The 16,573-nt window shown below is 63.4% G+C and carries 15 protein-coding genes and 2 tRNA genes; 9 read left to right on the top strand and 8 right to left on the bottom strand.

All coding sequences use genetic code 11. From position 1 onward, the window contains the following. Window positions 1-191 precede the first annotated feature (191 nt). Window positions 192-2,639, top strand: a complete 2,448-nt coding sequence (locus tag H3H51_RS18635) for an acyl-CoA dehydrogenase (protein WP_183090582.1) — start codon at window positions 192-194, stop codon at window positions 2,637-2,639. A gap of 73 nt (window positions 2,640-2,712) precedes the next feature. Then, a complete protein-coding gene (locus H3H51_RS18630; RefSeq protein ID WP_183090581.1) occupies window positions 2,713-3,123 on the top strand; it encodes a PA2817 family protein in 411 nt (136 codons plus the stop codon). Window positions 3,124-3,233: 110 nt separating this feature from the next. Here the strand turns inward: H3H51_RS18630 and H3H51_RS18625 are convergent. Both H3H51_RS18625 and H3H51_RS18620 read right to left on the bottom strand, forming a co-directional pair. After that, window positions 3,234-3,309: transfer RNA gene (locus H3H51_RS18625), tRNA-Gly, on the bottom strand. Window positions 3,310-3,314: 5 nt separating this feature from the next. Beyond that, window positions 3,315-3,390, bottom strand: a tRNA-Glu gene (locus H3H51_RS18620). Between the two features lie 220 nt (window positions 3,391-3,610). On the opposite strand from H3H51_RS18620, the gene H3H51_RS18615 reads away from it, so the two are divergent. Then, window positions 3,611-4,378 carry a hypothetical protein gene (locus H3H51_RS18615; RefSeq protein ID WP_183090580.1) on the top strand — a complete coding sequence of 256 codons (768 nt, stop codon included), beginning with the start codon at window positions 3,611-3,613 and terminating at the stop codon, window positions 4,376-4,378. A 52-nt stretch (window positions 4,379-4,430) separates the two neighbouring features. On the opposite strand, the gene H3H51_RS18610 is transcribed toward H3H51_RS18615, so the two are convergent. Both H3H51_RS18610 and H3H51_RS18605 read right to left on the bottom strand, forming a co-directional pair. After that, a complete protein-coding gene (locus H3H51_RS18610; RefSeq protein ID WP_183090579.1) occupies window positions 4,431-4,913 on the bottom strand; it encodes a GAF domain-containing protein in 483 nt (160 codons plus the stop codon). After that, a complete protein-coding gene (locus H3H51_RS18605) occupies window positions 4,910-5,800 on the bottom strand; it encodes an ATP-binding protein (RefSeq protein ID WP_183090578.1) in 891 nt (296 codons plus the stop codon). The genes H3H51_RS18610 and H3H51_RS18605 overlap by 4 nt, the downstream gene beginning before the upstream one ends. An 89-nt stretch (window positions 5,801-5,889) precedes the next feature. On the opposite strand from H3H51_RS18605, the gene H3H51_RS18600 reads away from it, so the two are divergent. After that, entirely contained in the window at window positions 5,890-8,208 is a 2,319-nt protein-coding gene (locus H3H51_RS18600) for an ATP-binding protein (protein WP_183090577.1), read from the top strand. A gap of 27 nt (window positions 8,209-8,235) precedes the next feature. On the opposite strand, the gene H3H51_RS18595 is transcribed toward H3H51_RS18600, so the two are convergent. From H3H51_RS18595 to msrB, 3 genes are all read right to left on the bottom strand, one after another. After that, window positions 8,236-8,688 carry a MarR family winged helix-turn-helix transcriptional regulator gene (locus tag H3H51_RS18595; RefSeq protein WP_183090576.1) on the bottom strand — a complete coding sequence of 151 codons (453 nt, stop codon included), beginning with the start codon at window positions 8,686-8,688 and terminating at the stop codon, window positions 8,236-8,238. Window positions 8,689-8,693: 5 nt separating this feature from the next. Further along, complete coding sequence (locus H3H51_RS18590; RefSeq protein WP_183090575.1) at window positions 8,694-9,179, bottom strand: glutathione peroxidase; 486 nt, start codon at window positions 9,177-9,179, stop codon at window positions 8,694-8,696. A gap of 139 nt (window positions 9,180-9,318) precedes the next feature. Beyond that, window positions 9,319-9,711 (bottom strand): peptide-methionine (R)-S-oxide reductase MsrB, encoded by a 393-nt coding sequence (msrB, locus tag H3H51_RS18585; protein ID WP_183090574.1) that lies wholly within the window; start codon window positions 9,709-9,711, stop codon window positions 9,319-9,321. 180 nt (window positions 9,712-9,891) lie between these two features. On the opposite strand from msrB, the gene H3H51_RS18580 reads away from it, so the two are divergent. The 5 genes from H3H51_RS18580 to H3H51_RS18560 all read left to right on the top strand — a co-directional run bounded on the left by H3H51_RS18580 (window position 9,892) and on the right by H3H51_RS18560 (window position 14,789). Continuing rightward, on the top strand, window positions 9,892-11,103 hold the full coding sequence (locus tag H3H51_RS18580) for a pyridoxal phosphate-dependent aminotransferase (protein WP_183090573.1): 1,212 nt from the start codon (window positions 9,892-9,894) through the stop codon (window positions 11,101-11,103). A 51-nt stretch (window positions 11,104-11,154) separates the two neighbouring features. Continuing rightward, window positions 11,155-11,607 carry a hypothetical protein gene (locus tag H3H51_RS18575; protein ID WP_183090572.1) on the top strand — a complete coding sequence of 151 codons (453 nt, stop codon included), beginning with the start codon at window positions 11,155-11,157 and terminating at the stop codon, window positions 11,605-11,607. Between the two features lie 88 nt (window positions 11,608-11,695). Beyond that, window positions 11,696-12,568 (top strand): protease HtpX, encoded by an 873-nt coding sequence (htpX, locus tag H3H51_RS18570; RefSeq protein ID WP_183090571.1) that lies wholly within the window; start codon window positions 11,696-11,698, stop codon window positions 12,566-12,568. A 120-nt stretch (window positions 12,569-12,688) separates the two neighbouring features. Beyond that, window positions 12,689-13,927, top strand: coding sequence for a hypothetical protein (locus H3H51_RS18565; RefSeq protein ID WP_235981428.1), 1,239 nt, complete (start codon window positions 12,689-12,691; stop codon window positions 13,925-13,927). Between the two features lie 94 nt (window positions 13,928-14,021). Beyond that, window positions 14,022-14,789 (top strand): DODA-type extradiol aromatic ring-opening family dioxygenase, encoded by a 768-nt coding sequence (locus H3H51_RS18560; protein ID WP_183090570.1) that lies wholly within the window; start codon window positions 14,022-14,024, stop codon window positions 14,787-14,789. Window positions 14,790-14,860: 71 nt separating this feature from the next. On the opposite strand, the gene H3H51_RS18555 is transcribed toward H3H51_RS18560, so the two are convergent. Further along, complete coding sequence (locus tag H3H51_RS18555) at window positions 14,861-16,540, bottom strand: DEAD/DEAH box helicase (RefSeq protein ID WP_183090569.1); 1,680 nt, start codon at window positions 16,538-16,540, stop codon at window positions 14,861-14,863. Between the last annotated feature and the right edge of the window lie 33 nt (window positions 16,541-16,573).

Below are 16,573 nucleotides of genomic sequence, written 5' to 3'. Positions count from 1 at the left end.
CGCGGCTGCACAGCCACGGGCCAGTGCCCCATGCGCGTTAACACGAACTCCCCCAGCCACCGATGGTCACTAGCAACGTGACCGCCGTTTGCACCCCAACCTGGCCGGTCACACCGCTCGCCCCTGCCCAGCATGCAGGGCGACTACGCTCGTGACGGTGCTCACTGCCTCGTCATCATGGAGGATTCTGCATGTTTGCTGCCTGGTTACTGGTACTCATCTCGGGTGCGGCCTTTCTGGCCCACCGCCGCACCGCCCCTGCTCCCCTGCTCGGCGTGGTCGCCGCTTTCCTGATCGCCATGAGCCTGTTCAGCCATAGCCCTGGCTGGTTGCTGGTCGTGCTCTGGCTGGTGTGGGCGGGCGTGGCGCTGCCACTGGCAGTTCCCGAACTGCGCCGCAAAATGTTCAGCGGACCCTTGTTTGGCTGGTTCCAGCGGGTGCTGCCACCCATGTCGGAAACCGAACGCGACGCCATCGAAGCCGGCACGGTGTGGTGGGATGGCGAGCTGTTCAGCGGCCGCCCGGACTGGAGCCAGTTGCTCGGCTACCCGGCCGCCACCCTCAATGAAGAAGAGCAGGCGTTTATCGACGGTCCGGTCGAAGACCTCTGCGCCATGGTCAGCGACTGGGACATCGGCCAGCGCATGGACCTGCCGGAGAAAGCCTGGGAGCACATCAAGCAACACGGCTTCTTCGCCCTGATCATTCCCAAGCAATACGGCGGCAAGGGTTTTTCCGCCTACGCCCACTCGCAGGTGGCGATGAAACTGGCGACCCGCAGCGGCGACCTGGCCTCCACCGTGATGGTGCCCAACTCCCTCGGCCCGGCCGAACTGTTGCTGCACTACGGCACCGAGGACCAGCGCAACCACTACCTGCCACGCCTGGCCCGTGGCGATGACATTCCCTGCTTCGCCCTCACCGGCCCGTTGGCCGGCTCCGACGCTGGCGCCATGCCGGATGTCGGGATCATCTGCAAAGGCCAGTGGCAAGGCGAGGAAGTCATCGGCCTGCGCCTGACCTGGGAAAAGCGCTACATCACCCTCGGCCCGGTTGCCACCCTGCTCGGCCTGGCGTTCAAGGCCCACGACCCGGAGCACCTGCTGGGCGAGGAAGAAGACCTTGGCATCAGCCTGGCGCTGATTCCTACCGACACACCGGGGGTGGAAATCGGCCGCCGCCACCTGCCGCTCGGTGCCGCGTTCATGAACGGGCCAAATTCCGGCAAGGATGTGTTCGTGCCGCTGGACTACCTGATCGGCGGCCCGGAGTACCTCGGCAAGGGCTGGATGATGCTGATGAACTGCCTGTCGGTCGGCCGCTCCATCTCGCTGCCAGCGGTGGGCACCGGTGCGGCCAAGTTCACCAGTCTGGTCAGCGGGCAGTACAGCCGGGTACGCGAGCAGTTCAATGTGCCGCTGGCCGCCTTCGAAGGCATTCAGGAAGCGCTGGCGCAGATCGGCGGCAACGCCTGGCTGATGGACAGCGCACGCATGCTCACCGCCAGCGCGGTGGACCTTGGCGAGAAACCCTCGGTGCTTTCGGCCGTGCTCAAGTACCACCTGACCGAGCGCGGGCGTGACTGCATCAGCCACGCCATGGACATCCACGGCGGCAAGGGCATCATCATGGGCCCGAACAACTACCTGGGCCGTTCCTGGCAGGCGGCGCCAATCTTCATCACCGTCGAAGGCGCCAACATTCTTTCGCGCAACCTGATGATCTTTGGCCAAGGGGCGATCCGCTGCCATCCCTATGTGCTCAAGGAAATGGCCCTGGCCGGGCGCGACGACCACGAACAGGCGCTGCGCGAGTTCGACGATCTGCTGCTGCAGCACATCGGCTTCGCCATCAGCAATGCCGCCAGCAGCCTGGTGCTGGGCCTGACGCTGGGGCGTTTCGGCGATGTACCAGGAGATAATCTCAGCCGCCCGTATTTCCGCGCACTCAACCGCCTGGCTGCCGCCTTCGCCCTGCTGGCCGACAGCAGCATGATGCTGCTGGGCGGCGAACTGAAACGCCGCGAGCGCCTGTCCGCGCGGCTTGGCGACGTACTCAGCCACCTGTATCTGGCTTCAGCCGCACTCAAGCGCTACCACGACCAAGGCTGCCCGGCCGATCAGCAGATCCTCCTGCGCTGGGCCCTGGAAGACAGCCTGCACCATGCCGAGAATGCGCTGGAGGCCCTGCTGGTCAACTTCCCCAGTCGCGCCTTCGCCTGCCTGCTGCGCGTACTGGTGTTCCCGCTTGGCCGCCGCCACCGCGGCCCAGGCGACGAACTGGACGCCCAGATTGCCGCCCTGCTCAGCCGCTCCAGCGGTGACCCGGGCCTGGAGGCCGTACTGGTCGGCTGCTACCGCCCACGCGGCGACCAGGACCCGGTCGGCGCCTTGCAATATGCCGTGGAGCAACTGGATGCCGTGCAACCGCTGCACAAGAAGCTACGGCAGGCCACGCACGAAGGCACATTGCAACCCCACGCCGGGGAAAACCTGATCGACGCAGCCGAGCGCAGCGCCCTGCTCGATGCCAATGACGCCAGCGCCCTGCGCCAGGCCGAAGCCGCGCGGCGCCGGGTCATTGATGTCGATGATTTCAGCAAGGATGAGCTCAAGCTCAGCCGCGGCAAGGTGCGCTGAGCCGGCGGGCAGGACAGCGAGCGCGCACAGCCCTATAATCGCGCGCTCGTTTTTTGCTTTCAGGATCACCACCATGGCCAACGCCTATCTCGACCATCACCTCGCCCTGCTCACCCACCTGCGCGGCATCCTGATGGCGCTCGGCGAAGCCGAACAGGTCGCCGACGACACCCACGCCCTGTTCCTGGAGCGCTACGACGAACTGCTCAGCGACCTGCCAGGCGACCCGGAAGGCAGCCAGTACCTGGGCCAGGATCTGATCAGCCAGATCTTCCACCGCTACCCGCAGATCGCCCACCTGGTCCCGCGCGACCTGCTGTGGTTCTTCGGTGGCGACTGCCTGCACTTCATGCCCGACGAAGAAATCGCGCTATACCAGCGCCTCGAAGAGCGCCGCTTCGAAGCCGAAGAGAACGATGAGCCCTTCGACTGGAACCAGGAAAAGCAGTTGCTGACCCTGCCCCAGGACAGCGCCAAGCACTAATTCATCAGGCAAGAAAAAGGCCCGCACGGCATGACCGGCGGGCCTTTTTTCATGGCGCTAAATCGCGCACAAACAAAAACGCCGCTCAATGAGCGGCGTTTTTGTTTATTTGGAGCGGGAAACGAGACTCGAACTCGCGACCCCGACCTTGGCAAGGTCGTGCTCTACCAACTGAGCTATTCCCGCAAATATGGCGTCCCCTAGGGGACTCGAACCCCTGTTACCGCCGTGAAAGGGCGGTGTCCTAGGCCACTAGACGAAGGGGACGTGGCCCGGAGCTTACAACAGCTTTCCGGCTCCTTTCGCTCTGCGTTTCCGCTTCTGCGTTGGGAGTGGCGCGCATTCTAGGGATGCTCTCGAGGGTCGTCAACCCTCAATCAAAAAATTTTCTAAATCAAAGACTTCGGGTCTGAAATTGACATGGCTCTATGAGCGTAGGAGCTAAGGCACTACACTCGATGAAAAAATAATCCCGGGAGGTTCCACGGTGTCCCCAGTCCTCATCACCGCCTTGATAGTCGCCGGTATCGCGATCCTCATCGCCATCGGTTACATCAACCATATGGTGGAGAACAGCAAACTGGAGAAAGCCCGCCTCAGGGCCGACCTCAATGACCGTATCCGCCGCAGCCGCGACGTTTCCGACAACATGCCCGGCCAATTGATGAGCCCTGCGCTGAAGCTGATGCTCAGCCGCCTGGAGCTGCAACTGAGCGAACGCCTCCTGCCGCTGGACCGCAACAACGCTGGCCTGCGGACCCGCATCGGCGAGCTGCGCGACCTGGTGGCCAAGAATGACGCCATCCCGGTACGCAACCCGCCACAGCAGATCGTCAACGAGGCCAAGGCCAAGGAAGTCCGCTTCCTGCTGGAGAACCTGCACGGCCAGATAACCCGCAGTGCCCAGGAAGGCCTGCTCCCCGCCAACGAAGCCAAGCGTTGGCTCGGCGAAATCCGCCACATCCTGGTTCAGCTGCACTTCGAGTTTTTCAGCAACCTCGGCCAGCAGGCCATGCAGCAGAACCAACCTGGCCAGGCCCGCCTGGCCTACGAACGCGGCGTGCAGTACCTGCGCAAGCAAAGCGACCCCGAGCGCTACAAGCCGCAACTGCAACAACTCGAACAGCTACTGGCCCGCGCCAATGCCGTGGTACTGGAAAAAAACCAGCCAGCTGCCGACGAGCACAATGAGCTGAGCGATGGCCTGCAGTCGCTTGAGCCGGAAGAGTGGAAGAAAAAGAACATCTACGACTGACTGGCGCCTGTTCTGCGCAATAAAAAGCCCGGCGTTGCCGGGCTTTTTCGTTTCAGCAGTCGGTAAGCCGCAGGAATATCTCGACCAACCGCTCAATGCCGGCCTGATCCTGCGCGGCAAAACGCGCCAGCTGCGGGCTATCCAGGTCGAGCACTCCGAGCAGACGCCCATCCTTGACCAGCGGCACCACCAGTTCACTGTTGGATGCGCTGTCACACGCGATATGCCCGGGGAAGGCATGCACGTCCTCGACCCGCTGGGTCTGCCGAGTTGCCGCCGCAGCGCCACACACGCCACGCCCGAAGGGAATGCGTACGCAGGCCACCTTGCCCTGGAACGGCCCCAACACCAGCTCTTCACCACGACTGAAGTAAAAGCCGGCCCAGTTCAACCCTTCCAGCTCGTGGAACAGGAATGCCGAGAACTGCGCACTGTTGGCGATGAGGTCGCGCTCATCGGCCAACAACGACTCCAGTTGTGCGGCCAGCAGGTTATAGCCATCGAGCCCCTGCCCGGATTGCTGCAAATCGATCATGGCTGCCCCTCCAGCAGTGCCAGGCCAACCCACTGACGGGCAAACTGGTAAGCACAGCGACCATTGCGGTTGCCACGCCCGAGCGCCCAGCGGATGGCCAAGATTTCCAGCTCGTGGCTCCACTGCCACTGCAAACCGGCCTGAGCGGCCAGCACGCCGATCCAGTGCTGCACCACCGCCAGGAAGTGATCCTGAGTGAAGGGATAGAAGGACAGCCACAGGCCGAAGCGATCCGACAGGGCGATCTTGTCCTCCACTGCCTCGCTCGGGTGCAGCTCGCCTTCGACGTGTTTCCAGTTTTCGTTGTCGCTTTCCTTCTCCGGCACCAGGTGGCGACGGTTGGACGTGGCATACAGCAGCACATTGTCCGGGGCGCGTTCCAGGGAGCCGTCCAGCACGCTCTTCAGCACGCGGTAATCGCCCTCGCCCGCTTCGAACGAGAGGTCGTCGCAGAACAGCACGAAGCGTTGCGGCAGCCCGGCCAGCAACTCCACCACGCGCGGCAGATCCGCCAGGTGGTCGCGCTCGATCTCGATCAGGCGCAGGCCAACCTTGGCATGTTCGGCCAGCAGCGCCCGCACCAGCGAGGATTTGCCGGTGCCACGTGCACCCCAGAGCAACGCATGGTTGGCGGGCAAGCCCTGGACGAACTGGCGGGTATTGCGCGCCAGCTGGTCGCGCTGGGTGTCCACGCCGACCAGATCATTCAGGTCCAGATCCAGGCTGACGCGCAACGGCTGCAGATAACCGCTGCGCCCTTCGCGCTGCCAGCGCGCGGCGATCACAGCGCTCCAATCCACCTCCACTCGCTGCGCCGGCAGGAGGGGCTCCAGACGCGTCAGTACTTCATCGGCACGCTGCAAAAAATTGTTCAAACGGGAATCCACAACTCACTCCTCATCACCGCCCCTGACGGCGGCCAGACCCTATGGGCTATGCTTGGCAAGCGTCTGAATCAAGGAACAATCGCCCGCCCATGGATATATCGCTCACCCATCGCCTGTCGTACAAACAGGCCAGTTTGACGGTGCTGGTGGCGTTTATCCTGGGAACGCTGCTAAGCCTGATTCAAGTCAGCCTCGATTATGCCAGCGAAGACGCGTCGATCGACCGGGAAATCAAATCCCTGCTGGAAATCAGCCACAACCCCGCCGCCCGCATCGCCTACAACATCGACGCCGAGCTGGCCCAGGAGCTGGTACTGGGCCTGCTGCAATCACCCGCCGTCATGCGTGCCGAGATCATCGACAACAGCGGCATGACCCTCGCCACCGTCAGCCGCCCGGCTGCAGAAAGCCGCTATCGCCTGTTCAGTGACTTCCTCTTCGGCCAGAGTCGCCAGTTCGAAGACCCGCTGTATGTCAGCCACGCCCCCAATGAAGCCCTCGGCCTGCTGCGCCTGGATGTCGATACCTATGCGTTCGGCAGCGATTTCCTCAAGCGTGCCCTGCTCACCCTGCTGACTGGCTTTGCCCGCAGCCTGTTGCTGTCGCTGATTCTGCTGGTGCTGTTCTACGTCATGCTGACCAAACCCCTGGTTGGCATCATCCGCGCCCTCAGCGAGCGCGATCCCCGCCGCGACTTCTCGGCGATTCCCTGCCCGCCCAGCCATGAGCGCGATGAAATCGGCACCCTGGTCGCCGTCACCAACAAACAGCTGACCAGCATCCATGACGAAATCAGCCAACGCCGCGAGGCCGAGGACCGCCTGACCCAATACCTGGGCGAGCTGGAAAACATCGTCTCGGCCCGCACCTCCGAACTCAAGGCGACCAACGCCCGCCTGACCCTGTCCAATACCGAACTGGAGCAGGCCCGCAGCAGCGCCCAGGAAATGGCCCAGGCCCGCGCCGCCTTCCTGGCCAACATGAGCCACGAAATCCGCACCCCACTCAATGGCCTGCTGGGGATGCTGGCGCTGTCCCTCGACGGCCCACTGAGCAGCGAACAGCGCCAGCAACTGTCGATTGCCCATGACTCGGGCAAGGTCCTGGTGGACCTGCTCAACGACATTCTCGACCTGTCCAAGTTCGAGGCCGGGCAACTGGAACTGGAGCAGATCCCGCTGGACCTTGGCGCCCTGGCCGAGGAAACCGCCAACCTGCTGTCGCAGAACGCCGGGCCGAATGTCGAACTGACCTGCCTGATCGATCCGACCCTGCCGGCCCAGGTGCTCGGCGACCCGACTCGGGTGCGGCAGATCATCAGCAACCTGCTGTCCAATGCGCTCAAGTTCACCCGCTTTGGCCGCGTCGACCTGCGCATTGTGCCCAGCGCCGGTGGGGTACGCATCGAGGTGCACGACACGGGTATCGGCATCCCCAAGGATGCCCAGTCGCGCATCTTCCAACCCTTTACCCAGGCCGGAGCCGGCATCACCCGTCAATACGGCGGTACCGGCCTGGGCCTGGCACTGACCCGGCGCCTGTGCGAAATCATGCAGGGCACGCTCAGCCTCAGCTCCGAAGAGGGCTTCGGCAGCCAGTTCTGCGCCGAGCTGCCACTGGCAAGCCACATCCCTGCCTCGCAATGGCCGGCCTTGCGCGGCAAGGTCGCCGCCTTGTGCGCGGGCGATAGCGGCCTGAGTGAACTGCTGGGTACCTGGCTGCCAGGCTGGGGGCTGGACTTCCGCCGCCAGGACGGCGCCAGCAGCCTCGACGAGAAACAAGCCGACCTGCTGATTTGCGACCAGCCCGAGCAACTGGCCAGCCTACGCCAGCGGCTGAACACGCCGATCCTGCTGGTATCCGCTTATGGCGGCTTCCTGCCAGGCACCCAGGCCGCAGCCCTCGCGCCGTTCGAACAGCTGGCCAGGCCACTGGCCCGTTCGGTGCTGCACCAGACCCTGCTGCGCCTGCTGGAGCCCCACCAGGCCGGTGACAACGAGACGCACAAGCAGCCCCCAAGCCCTCAACGGCAGGCGAAGATCCTTCTGGTAGAGGACAACCAGGTCAACCAACTAGTCGCCAAGGGCATGCTCGGCAAGCTGGGTTGCGAGGTGGTGGTAGCCGCCCATGGCGGCGAAGCCATCAGCTACCTGGAACGACACGCAGTCGATCTGGTGCTGATGGACTGCAACATGCCGGTGATGGATGGCTACGAGGCGACCCGGCGCATTCGCCAGAACGGGCGCTGGCTCGACCTACCGATCATCGCCCTGACCGCCAACGCCCTGCCCGACGAGCGCGAGCGTTGCCAGGCAGCGGGGATGAATGACTACTTGGCCAAACCGTTTCGCCGCGAAGACCTGGCCAACCTGCTGGACAACTGGCTACCGCTGGCCACGCAGCCCTGATCGAGGCTCGATCAGGGCCGGCAGCAATCAGGCACTCAAGCGCCCCAGCAGCACATCAAGGTTCTGGCGCAATCCATCCAGCTCACCTAGATCGACGCCCAGATCACACAGCAAGCGCCCTTTCAGCGGCAACACGCGCTCACGCAGTTGCTGGCCGGCCGCACTCAGGCACAGATGCACTTCGCGCTCGTCTACCGAAGAGCGACGGCGCTGCACCAGATCGAGCTGTTCCAGGCGCTTGAGCAGCGGTGTCAGGGTGCCGGAGTCCAGTCGCAAACGCTCCCCCAGGGCCTTCACCGTTGGCTGCGCTGGCGGCGCGCCCTGCCATTCCCAGAGCACCAGCATCACCAGGTACTGCGGGTATGTCAGGCCGAGCTCATCGAGCATCGGCTTGTAGGCACGGGTGACCGCACGCGAGGCTGCGTAAAGCTTGAAGCAAAGCTGGTTGTCCAGCTGCAGCAAGGCCTGCGCGTCGTCCATCGAACTCATTGCAGCAGGGCTTCGATCTCGCCGGCGAGGTCTTCCGGCTTGGTGGTCGGGGCGAAACGCTTGACCACTTTGCCCTCGCCATCGATGAGGAATTTGGTGAAATTCCACTTGATGCCCTTGCTACCAAGCAGGCCGGGAGCGCGCTGCTTGAGCTGCACGTAGAGCGGATGAGCGTCGCTGCCGTTGACATCGATCTTCTTGAACAGCGGGAAGCTGACACCAAAGTTCAGCTCGCAGAACTCGCTAATCGCGCCCTCATCACCCGGTTCCTGCTTACCAAACTGGTTGCAAGGGAAGCCCAGCACCACCAGCCCCTTGTCCTTGTATTGCTGCCAGATGCTTTCCAGCCCCTGGTACTGCGGGGTGAAGCCGCATTTGCTGGCCGTGTTGACCACCAGCACGGCCTTGCCGCCGAAGTCGGCGAGGGTCTTTTGTTCGCCCTTGATGGTGGTCACGGGGATATCGAACAGTTTGTCGCTCATGGATGAAGCTCCGGATAAGTGGGGATGGCGCAGGCAATATAGCGAGCAATTAAATTGCACACAATTTAATTGCCAGTTATCAATCCGCAAAAACCGCCATGACCCAGGCAAAGCAAGCGCCGCGCCCGGGTCAATCGCGCTATTTGGGTTGCAACTTCAGCGACAACGAATTGATGCAGTAGCGCAGGCCGGTTGGTCGCGGCCCGTCGGGGAAGAGATGTCCCAGGTGTGCATCGCACTTGGCGCATTTGACCTCGACCCGGTGCATGCCATGGCTGAAGTCTTCCTTCTCGGCGATCACCTCGCCATTCACCGGCTGGAAATAACTCGGCCAGCCACTGCCGGAATCGTACTTCGCGTCCGAGTCGAACAGCGCCTCGCCGCAACAGGCGCAGTGGTAGATACCGGGCACCTTGCTGTCGTGGTATTCACCGGTGAACGGACGCTCCGTCCCCCCCAGGCGGCAGACATGGTATTGGGCGTCGGAAAGCTCGTCGCGCCAGGCTTCCAGGGGTTTTTCGATCTTCTCCATGGGGCATACCTCCAGCGTGGAAAAAAGCCCGATCTGTACCTTTTCCGGTCATCGAGCCGCACGTATCATGCGTGACTCTTTAGACGCCAACCTGGCCGCCACATTACAGCCAGCCAAGGCGCGAACATCAGGATATCCCGCTGCGCCACGCAGCCATTTTCAGTTCGGGACAACAGCATCATGCAGGTCAGCAAATCGAACAAGCTTGCCAACGTCTGCTACGACATTCGCGGGCCGGTGCTCAAGCACGCCAAACGCCTGGAAGAGGAAGGCCAACGCATCCTCAAGCTGAACATCGGCAACCCGGCGCCGTTCGGTTTCGAAGCCCCGGAGGAAATCCTTCAGGACGTGATCCGCAACCTGCCCACCGCGCAAGGCTACAGCGATTCCAAAGGCCTGTTCAGTGCGCGCAAGGCGGTGATGCAGTATTACCAGCAAAAGCAGGTGGAAAGTGTCGGCATCGAGGACATCTACCTCGGCAACGGCGTCTCCGAACTGATCGTGATGGCCATGCAGGCCCTGCTCAACAACGGCGATGAAGTGCTGATCCCGGCGCCCGACTACCCGCTGTGGACCGCCTCCGTGGCTCTCGGCGGCGGCAAGCCGGTGCACTACCTGTGCGACGAGCAGGCCGGTTGGTTCCCGGATATCGCCGACATGCGCGCCAAGATCACGCCGAACACTAAGGCCCTGGTGCTGATCAACCCGAACAACCCCACTGGCGCCGTGTACTCGCGCGAAGTGCTGCTGGAAATCGTCGAACTGGCGCGCCAGCACAACCTGGTGCTGTTCTCCGACGAGATCTACGACAAGATCCTCTACGACGACGCCCAGCACATCTGCACCGCCTCGCTGGCTCCGGACGTGCTGTGCCTGACCTTCAACGGCCTGTCCAAGTCCTACCGCGTAGCCGGTTTCCGCTCTGGCTGGGTGGCCATCTCCGGGCCCAAGCACAAGGCCGTGAGCTACATCGAAGGCATCGACATCCTGGCCAACATGCGCCTGTGCGCCAACGTGCCGAGCCAGCATGCGATCCAGACGGCGCTGGGCGGCTACCAGAGCATCAACGACCTGGTGCTGCCGCAAGGCCGCCTGCTGGAGCAGCGCAACCGTACCTGGGAGCTGCTCAACGACATCCCCGGGGTCAGCTGCGTCAAGCCGATGGGCGCGCTGTACGCCTTCCCCAAGATCGACCCCAAGGTCTGCCCGATCCATAACGACGAGAAGTTCGTCCTCGACCTGCTGCTCTCCGAGAAGCTGCTGGTCGTCCAGGGCACCGCGTTCAACTGGCCGTGGCCGGACCACTTCCGCGTCGTCACGCTGCCGCGCGTGGATGATCTGGAAATGGCCATCGGCCGCATCGGCAACTTCCTCAAGTCCTACCGCCAGTAACTGCCGCGCCGGGGCGGCAACCGTCGCCCCGCACCGCCGAAGAGCCCAGCCATGGATCTGCAGATCGACGAATTCTACAAAGATGCCGCCGCCGGCATGCTGACGCTCTACCAGGCCTTCCCGCGCAAGATCGCGCTCTACGTGGAAGACCTGATCGGCCGCGAGGAGCCGGACGAATTCGGCCTGCCCAGCAAACGCCACCAGAGCTGCCTGGGCGCCCTGCTGTGGCTGGCCGAGGAAGGTTACATCCGCTTCGACTCGACCATTGCCTACGACGCCCTGGACCAGGCCGTGCTCACGGAAAAGGGCTTCCTGCGCCTGTCGCGCGCCATCCCGCACGCGCTCCCTGCCGGCGACGTGCAGACAGCCAGCGTGCGCCGCGTGCAGGCCACCCTCGCCTGGCAACTGCGCGAAGCGCTCGGCCAGCAGAGCAGCGAAAAGGTCGCACGCCTCACTCGCCACCTCTTCGAAAGCACGCTCACGCCCACCAGCGACACAGTTTGAAATAGTCCCCAGGTTGAAGGCATGGGGGGTGCGCCCCTATATAACCGGCATAATCAGACCGTCCCTGCCTGAGGAGAAATTTCAAACCATGATGCGCATTGTGTTGTTCCTGGCCACCAACCTGGCAGTACTGGCGATTGCCAGTATTACCCTGAAACTGCTGGGGGTAGATCGCTTCACTGGTCAGAACTACGGCAGCCTGCTGGTTTTCTGCGCCGTATTCGGCTTCGCCGGCTCGCTGGTCTCGCTGTTCATCTCCAAGTGGATGGCGAAGATGAGCACCGGCACGCAGATCATCACCCAGCCACGTACCCGCCACGAACAGTGGCTGCTGCAGACCGTGGAAGAGCTGGCCCGCGATGCCGGGATCAAGATGCCGGAAGTCGGCATCTTCCCTGCCCATGAGTCCAACGCCTTCGCCACCGGCTGGAACAAGAACGACGCCCTGGTCGCGGTTAGCCAGGGGCTGCTCGAGCGTTTCTCTCCGGATGAAGTGAAAGCCGTACTGGCCCACGAAATCGGTCACGTGGCCAATGGCGACATGGTCACCCTGGCGCTGATCCAGGGCGTGGTGAACACCTTCGTGATGTTCTTCGCGCGGATCTTCGGCAACTTCGTCGACAAGGTGATCCTGAAAAACGAAGACGGCCCGGGTATCGGCTACTTCGTCGCGACCATCTTCGCCGAGCTTGTTCTGGGCATCCTGGCCAGCATCATCGTCATGTGGTTCTCGCGTAAACGCGAGTTCAAGGCCGACGAAGCCGGCGCCCGCCTGGCTGGCACTGGCTCGATGATCGGTGCGCTGGAGCGCCTGCGCGCCGAACAGGGCATCCCGGCGGCAATGCCCAGCAGCCTGACCGCCTTTGGCATCAACGGCGGCCTGAAGAACGGCCTGGCCGGCCTGCTGATGACTCACCCACCGCTGGAAGTGCGCATCGCGGCACTGCGCCAGCGCGGCTAAGCCATAGGGCAATACGACAAGGGCAGCTTCGGCTGCCCTTTTCTTTGCCCGACACAAACAGGTCCAGCGCCTAGACTGCCAACGCCTAGACTGAGAGAAAAACCTGCCGGAGAGTTGGCTATGCGCGCCTGGAAGGCCATCAGCGCACCCTTGCTTGTCACTGCCCTGCTCCACGTCCAGCCAGCCTGCGCCGACCCGCTGGGGATGATCCGCCTGGACACCAGCCAGGAACCGCCCTACCAGCTGATGATCGACGGGCAGCTCAGCGGCCTCTCGGTGAGCGTACTGGACTGCATCTTCAGCCGCCTGCGCCAACCCCACGATATCCAGCTCACGTCCTGGAAGCGCGCCAAGCACAATGTCAGCACCCATCTCTCCGAAGGCTTCTTCAGCTCCGCCCCGGACGCTGAAGCCGATGCCTTTGCCGAGCTGTCGGCGCCACTACTGATCGAGAAATGGTACTGGTACGCTCTGGACCCACAGATTCTCAATCGTCCACCCTGGGATCCGCAGCTGCGGATTGGCGCGGTGCTCGGCAGCAACACCCTGGCCTGGCTGGAAACCCGCGGCATCAACGTGCAGCAGACCGTTCCCCGCCTGGAGCAACTGCTGCAACTCCTGCAACGCGGGCGCATCGACATGATCCTCGCCGACCAGGACGTGATGAGCAGCGCCCTGCCTACCCAACAGCCAGCGCTGCAGCTGCAACAGCGCTTCGTGCGCTACAGCCCGCTCGGCGTCTACTTCTCACGCACCTACCTGGAACACAACAGCGGCTTCCTTCCCGCGTTCAACCAGCAGGTCCAGAGCTGCGCGCCCAGCGGCTCGCCCCTCAGTGATCTGGAGCGCCACCATCTCAAGCAGTTGGTGCACTTGCACCTGCAGCGCTGGGGTCACCACCAGACCCTGCTCGACAGCCTGCGCCAGAATGCCGAGAAACCGCTGCAGCCGGCCGACATCAGCAGCCTCGACCGACAATGGCGCGAGGAACTGGAAAGCCCCCAGCAGCCATTGATCGACAGCGTCCGCCAGCTACCCGCCTCGGCCTTGCTGGAAGGCATTCAGCGTCAGTACGCGCCGCTGTTCAACGAGTTGTTTCTCACCGACCAGCGCGGCCTCATCGCCGGCATGAGTGAAAACACCAGCGACTACTGGCAGGGCGACGAAGCCAAGTTCAGCAGCGTGCGCACGCTCAAGCCCAATCAGTTGCTGATCGAGCCCATCAGCTACGACGGCTCGACGCAGAGCTTCCAGGTACAGGTCAGCGCGCCCCTGCATGAACCACAAAGCGGCGATTTTCTGGGGGTGCTGACTTTTGGCATCAATATCGAAGCGGCATTTGGCGACAGCCAGCCGTAAATAATCGAAAAAGCAGATCAAATTACGCGGGATTTACCGTTTGAAACCGATGCCTTGCAGATAGATCATTCGGCTCATACCGGAGGATCTTATCGTGCTACCCAGTCTCTACATCTCCCACGGCTCACCCATGCTGGCCCTCGAACCCGGCGCCAGCGGCCCCGCCCTTGCCCGCCTGGCGGCCGAGTTGCCACGCCCACGGGCGATCTTGGTGGTTTCTGCCCACTGGGAAAGCCCGGAGCTGCGGCTCAGTAGCGCCGAGCATCCCGCCACCTGGCATGACTTCGGCGGCTTCCCGGCACCGCTGTATGCCGTGCAGTACCCGGCCCCCGGCGCACCAGCGCTGGCCAGGGAGGTTCAGCACCTGCTCAGCGTCGCAGGCCTGACGGCCCAGTTGGACGCCAAACGCCCTTTCGACCACGGCACCTGGGTGCCGCTGTCACTGATGTATCCACAGGCCGATATTCCGGTGCTGCAGTTGTCATTGCCCAGCCACCTCGGCCCAGCGCTGCAGACCCGCGTCGGCCATGCGCTACGCAGCCTGCGCGAACAGAGCGTGTTGCTGATCGGCTCCGGCAGCATCACCCACAATCTCGGCGAACTGGATTGGCGTGCCGGCCCGGAGGTGATCACCCCCTGGGCACTGGAGTTTCGCGACTGGATAGTGGAGAAGCTGCAAGCCGACGACGAAGCCGCCCTGCATGACTACCGCCAGCAGGCCCCCCATGCGCGCCGCAACCACCCCTCGGACGAACACCTGCTACCGCTGTATTTCGCCCGTGGCGCCGGTGGCGCCTTCCGCATCGAGCACAGTGGCTTCACCTATGGCGCTCTGGGCATGGATATCTACAGCTTCAACTGATGCAGGCTGGCTACCGAGCAGCCATAAAAAAGCCCCGCACTAGGCGGGGCTTTTTTCATTACGGCGCAGGATCAATCCTCGCGATAACGACGCAGCTTCAGGGCCTTGCCGGCAACGCGGGTGTCCTTGAGCTTGCCGAGCAGACGGTCGAGGCCTTCTTCCGGCAGTTCGATCAGGCTGAAGGTCTCGCGGATCTGGATGCGACCGATCGCTTCGCGGGCCAGGCCACCTTCGTTGAGGATCGCGCCCAGCAGGTTCTTCGCGGCGATGCCGTCACGAGTCCCCAGGGCAGTACGGCAACGGGCACGGCCTTCGGCCAGCGGTACCGGGGCACGACGCTCACGCGGGGTGAACTCACCGCTGCGCTCGCCATCACGCTCACGACGCTCACGCGGAGCACTGACGCTCGGCACCAGCGGTTGCTCGCGCTCGACATCGGCCAGGCTCAGCGACTGGCCGTTAGTGGCCTTGCGCAGCAGGGCCGCGGCCAGGGCGCGCGGGCTGCAGCCGATATCGGCTACCAGACGGTCGAGCAGCTCGCCGTGGCTGGCTTCGGCATCGGCCACCAGCGGCGACAGGCTGTTGGTCAGTTTCTTGATGCGCGCGTCCAGCACTTGCTGGCCGTTGGGCAGGCGTACTTCGGCAACTTTCTGCCCGGTCACACGCTCGATCACCTGCAGCATGCGGCGCTCGCGCGGAGTCACCAGCAGCAGTGCGCGACCAACGCGACCGGCACGGCCGGTACGGCCGATACGGTGCACGTAGGACTCGGGGTCGTACGGCATGTCGACGTTGAGTACGTGGGTGATGCGCGGTACGTCGATACCACGGGCAGCCACGTCGGTAGCAACCACGATGTCCAGACGGCCGTCTTTCAGCGACTCGATGACGCGCTCGCGCTGGTTCTGCGCGATGTCACCGTTCAGCGCGGCAACCTTGTAGCCCTTGGCTTCCAGCGCGGAGGCCAGGTCCAGGGTGGCTTGCTTGGTGCGCACGAAGGCGATCAGGGCGTCGAATTCCTCGACTTCCAGCAGACGGGCAACCGCCTGGACCTTCTGGTCGGCGTGGACCATCAGGTGGGCCTGCTCGATCAGCGAGACGGTCTGGGTCTTGGCCGCGATCTTGATGTGCTTCGGCTCGCGCAGGTGCTTCTCGGCGATGGTGCGGATCGAGGCCGGCAGGGTCGCGGAGAACAGCACGCTCTGACGGCTGGCCGGCATGGCCTGGAAGATCACTTCCAGGTCATCCATGAAGCCGAGCTTGAGCATTTCGTCGGCTTCGTCCAGCACCAGGTGGCTGATGGTCGACAGCAGCTGATCGTTGCGGCTCAGGTGGTCAACCAGACGACCCGGGGTAGCCACGATGACCTGCGCGCCCTGGCGAATAGCCTTGAGCTGCGGGCCCATCGGCGCGCCGCCGTAGACGGCAACCACGTTCAGGCCAGGCATCTGCTTGGAGTAGGTTTCAAAGGCGGTGGCCACTTGCAGGGCCAGCTCGCGGGTTGGCGCGAGGATCAGCGCCTGCAGCTCACGCTTGGCCGGGTCGATCTTCGACAGGATCGGCAGGGCGAACGCTGCGGTTTTGCCGGTACCGGTCTGCGCCTGGCCGATCATGTCGTGGCCGGCGAGGATCACCGGGATCGCCTGGGATTGAATCGGGGACGGCTCTTCGTAACCTACCGCGACCAGCGCAGCGAGAATAGAAGGATGAAGGCCGAGTTCGGCGAAGGTGCCGGTTACTTCCTGGGTCATGGGTCTGCCTCTAGGTGCATCCGCAAAGACCCA

Source organism: Aquipseudomonas ullengensis, assembly GCF_014174475.1.
GTDB classification, from domain to species: domain Bacteria; phylum Pseudomonadota; class Gammaproteobacteria; order Pseudomonadales; family Pseudomonadaceae; genus Aquipseudomonas; species Aquipseudomonas ullengensis.
This window is presented reverse-complemented; position numbering and strand designations above follow the sequence as displayed.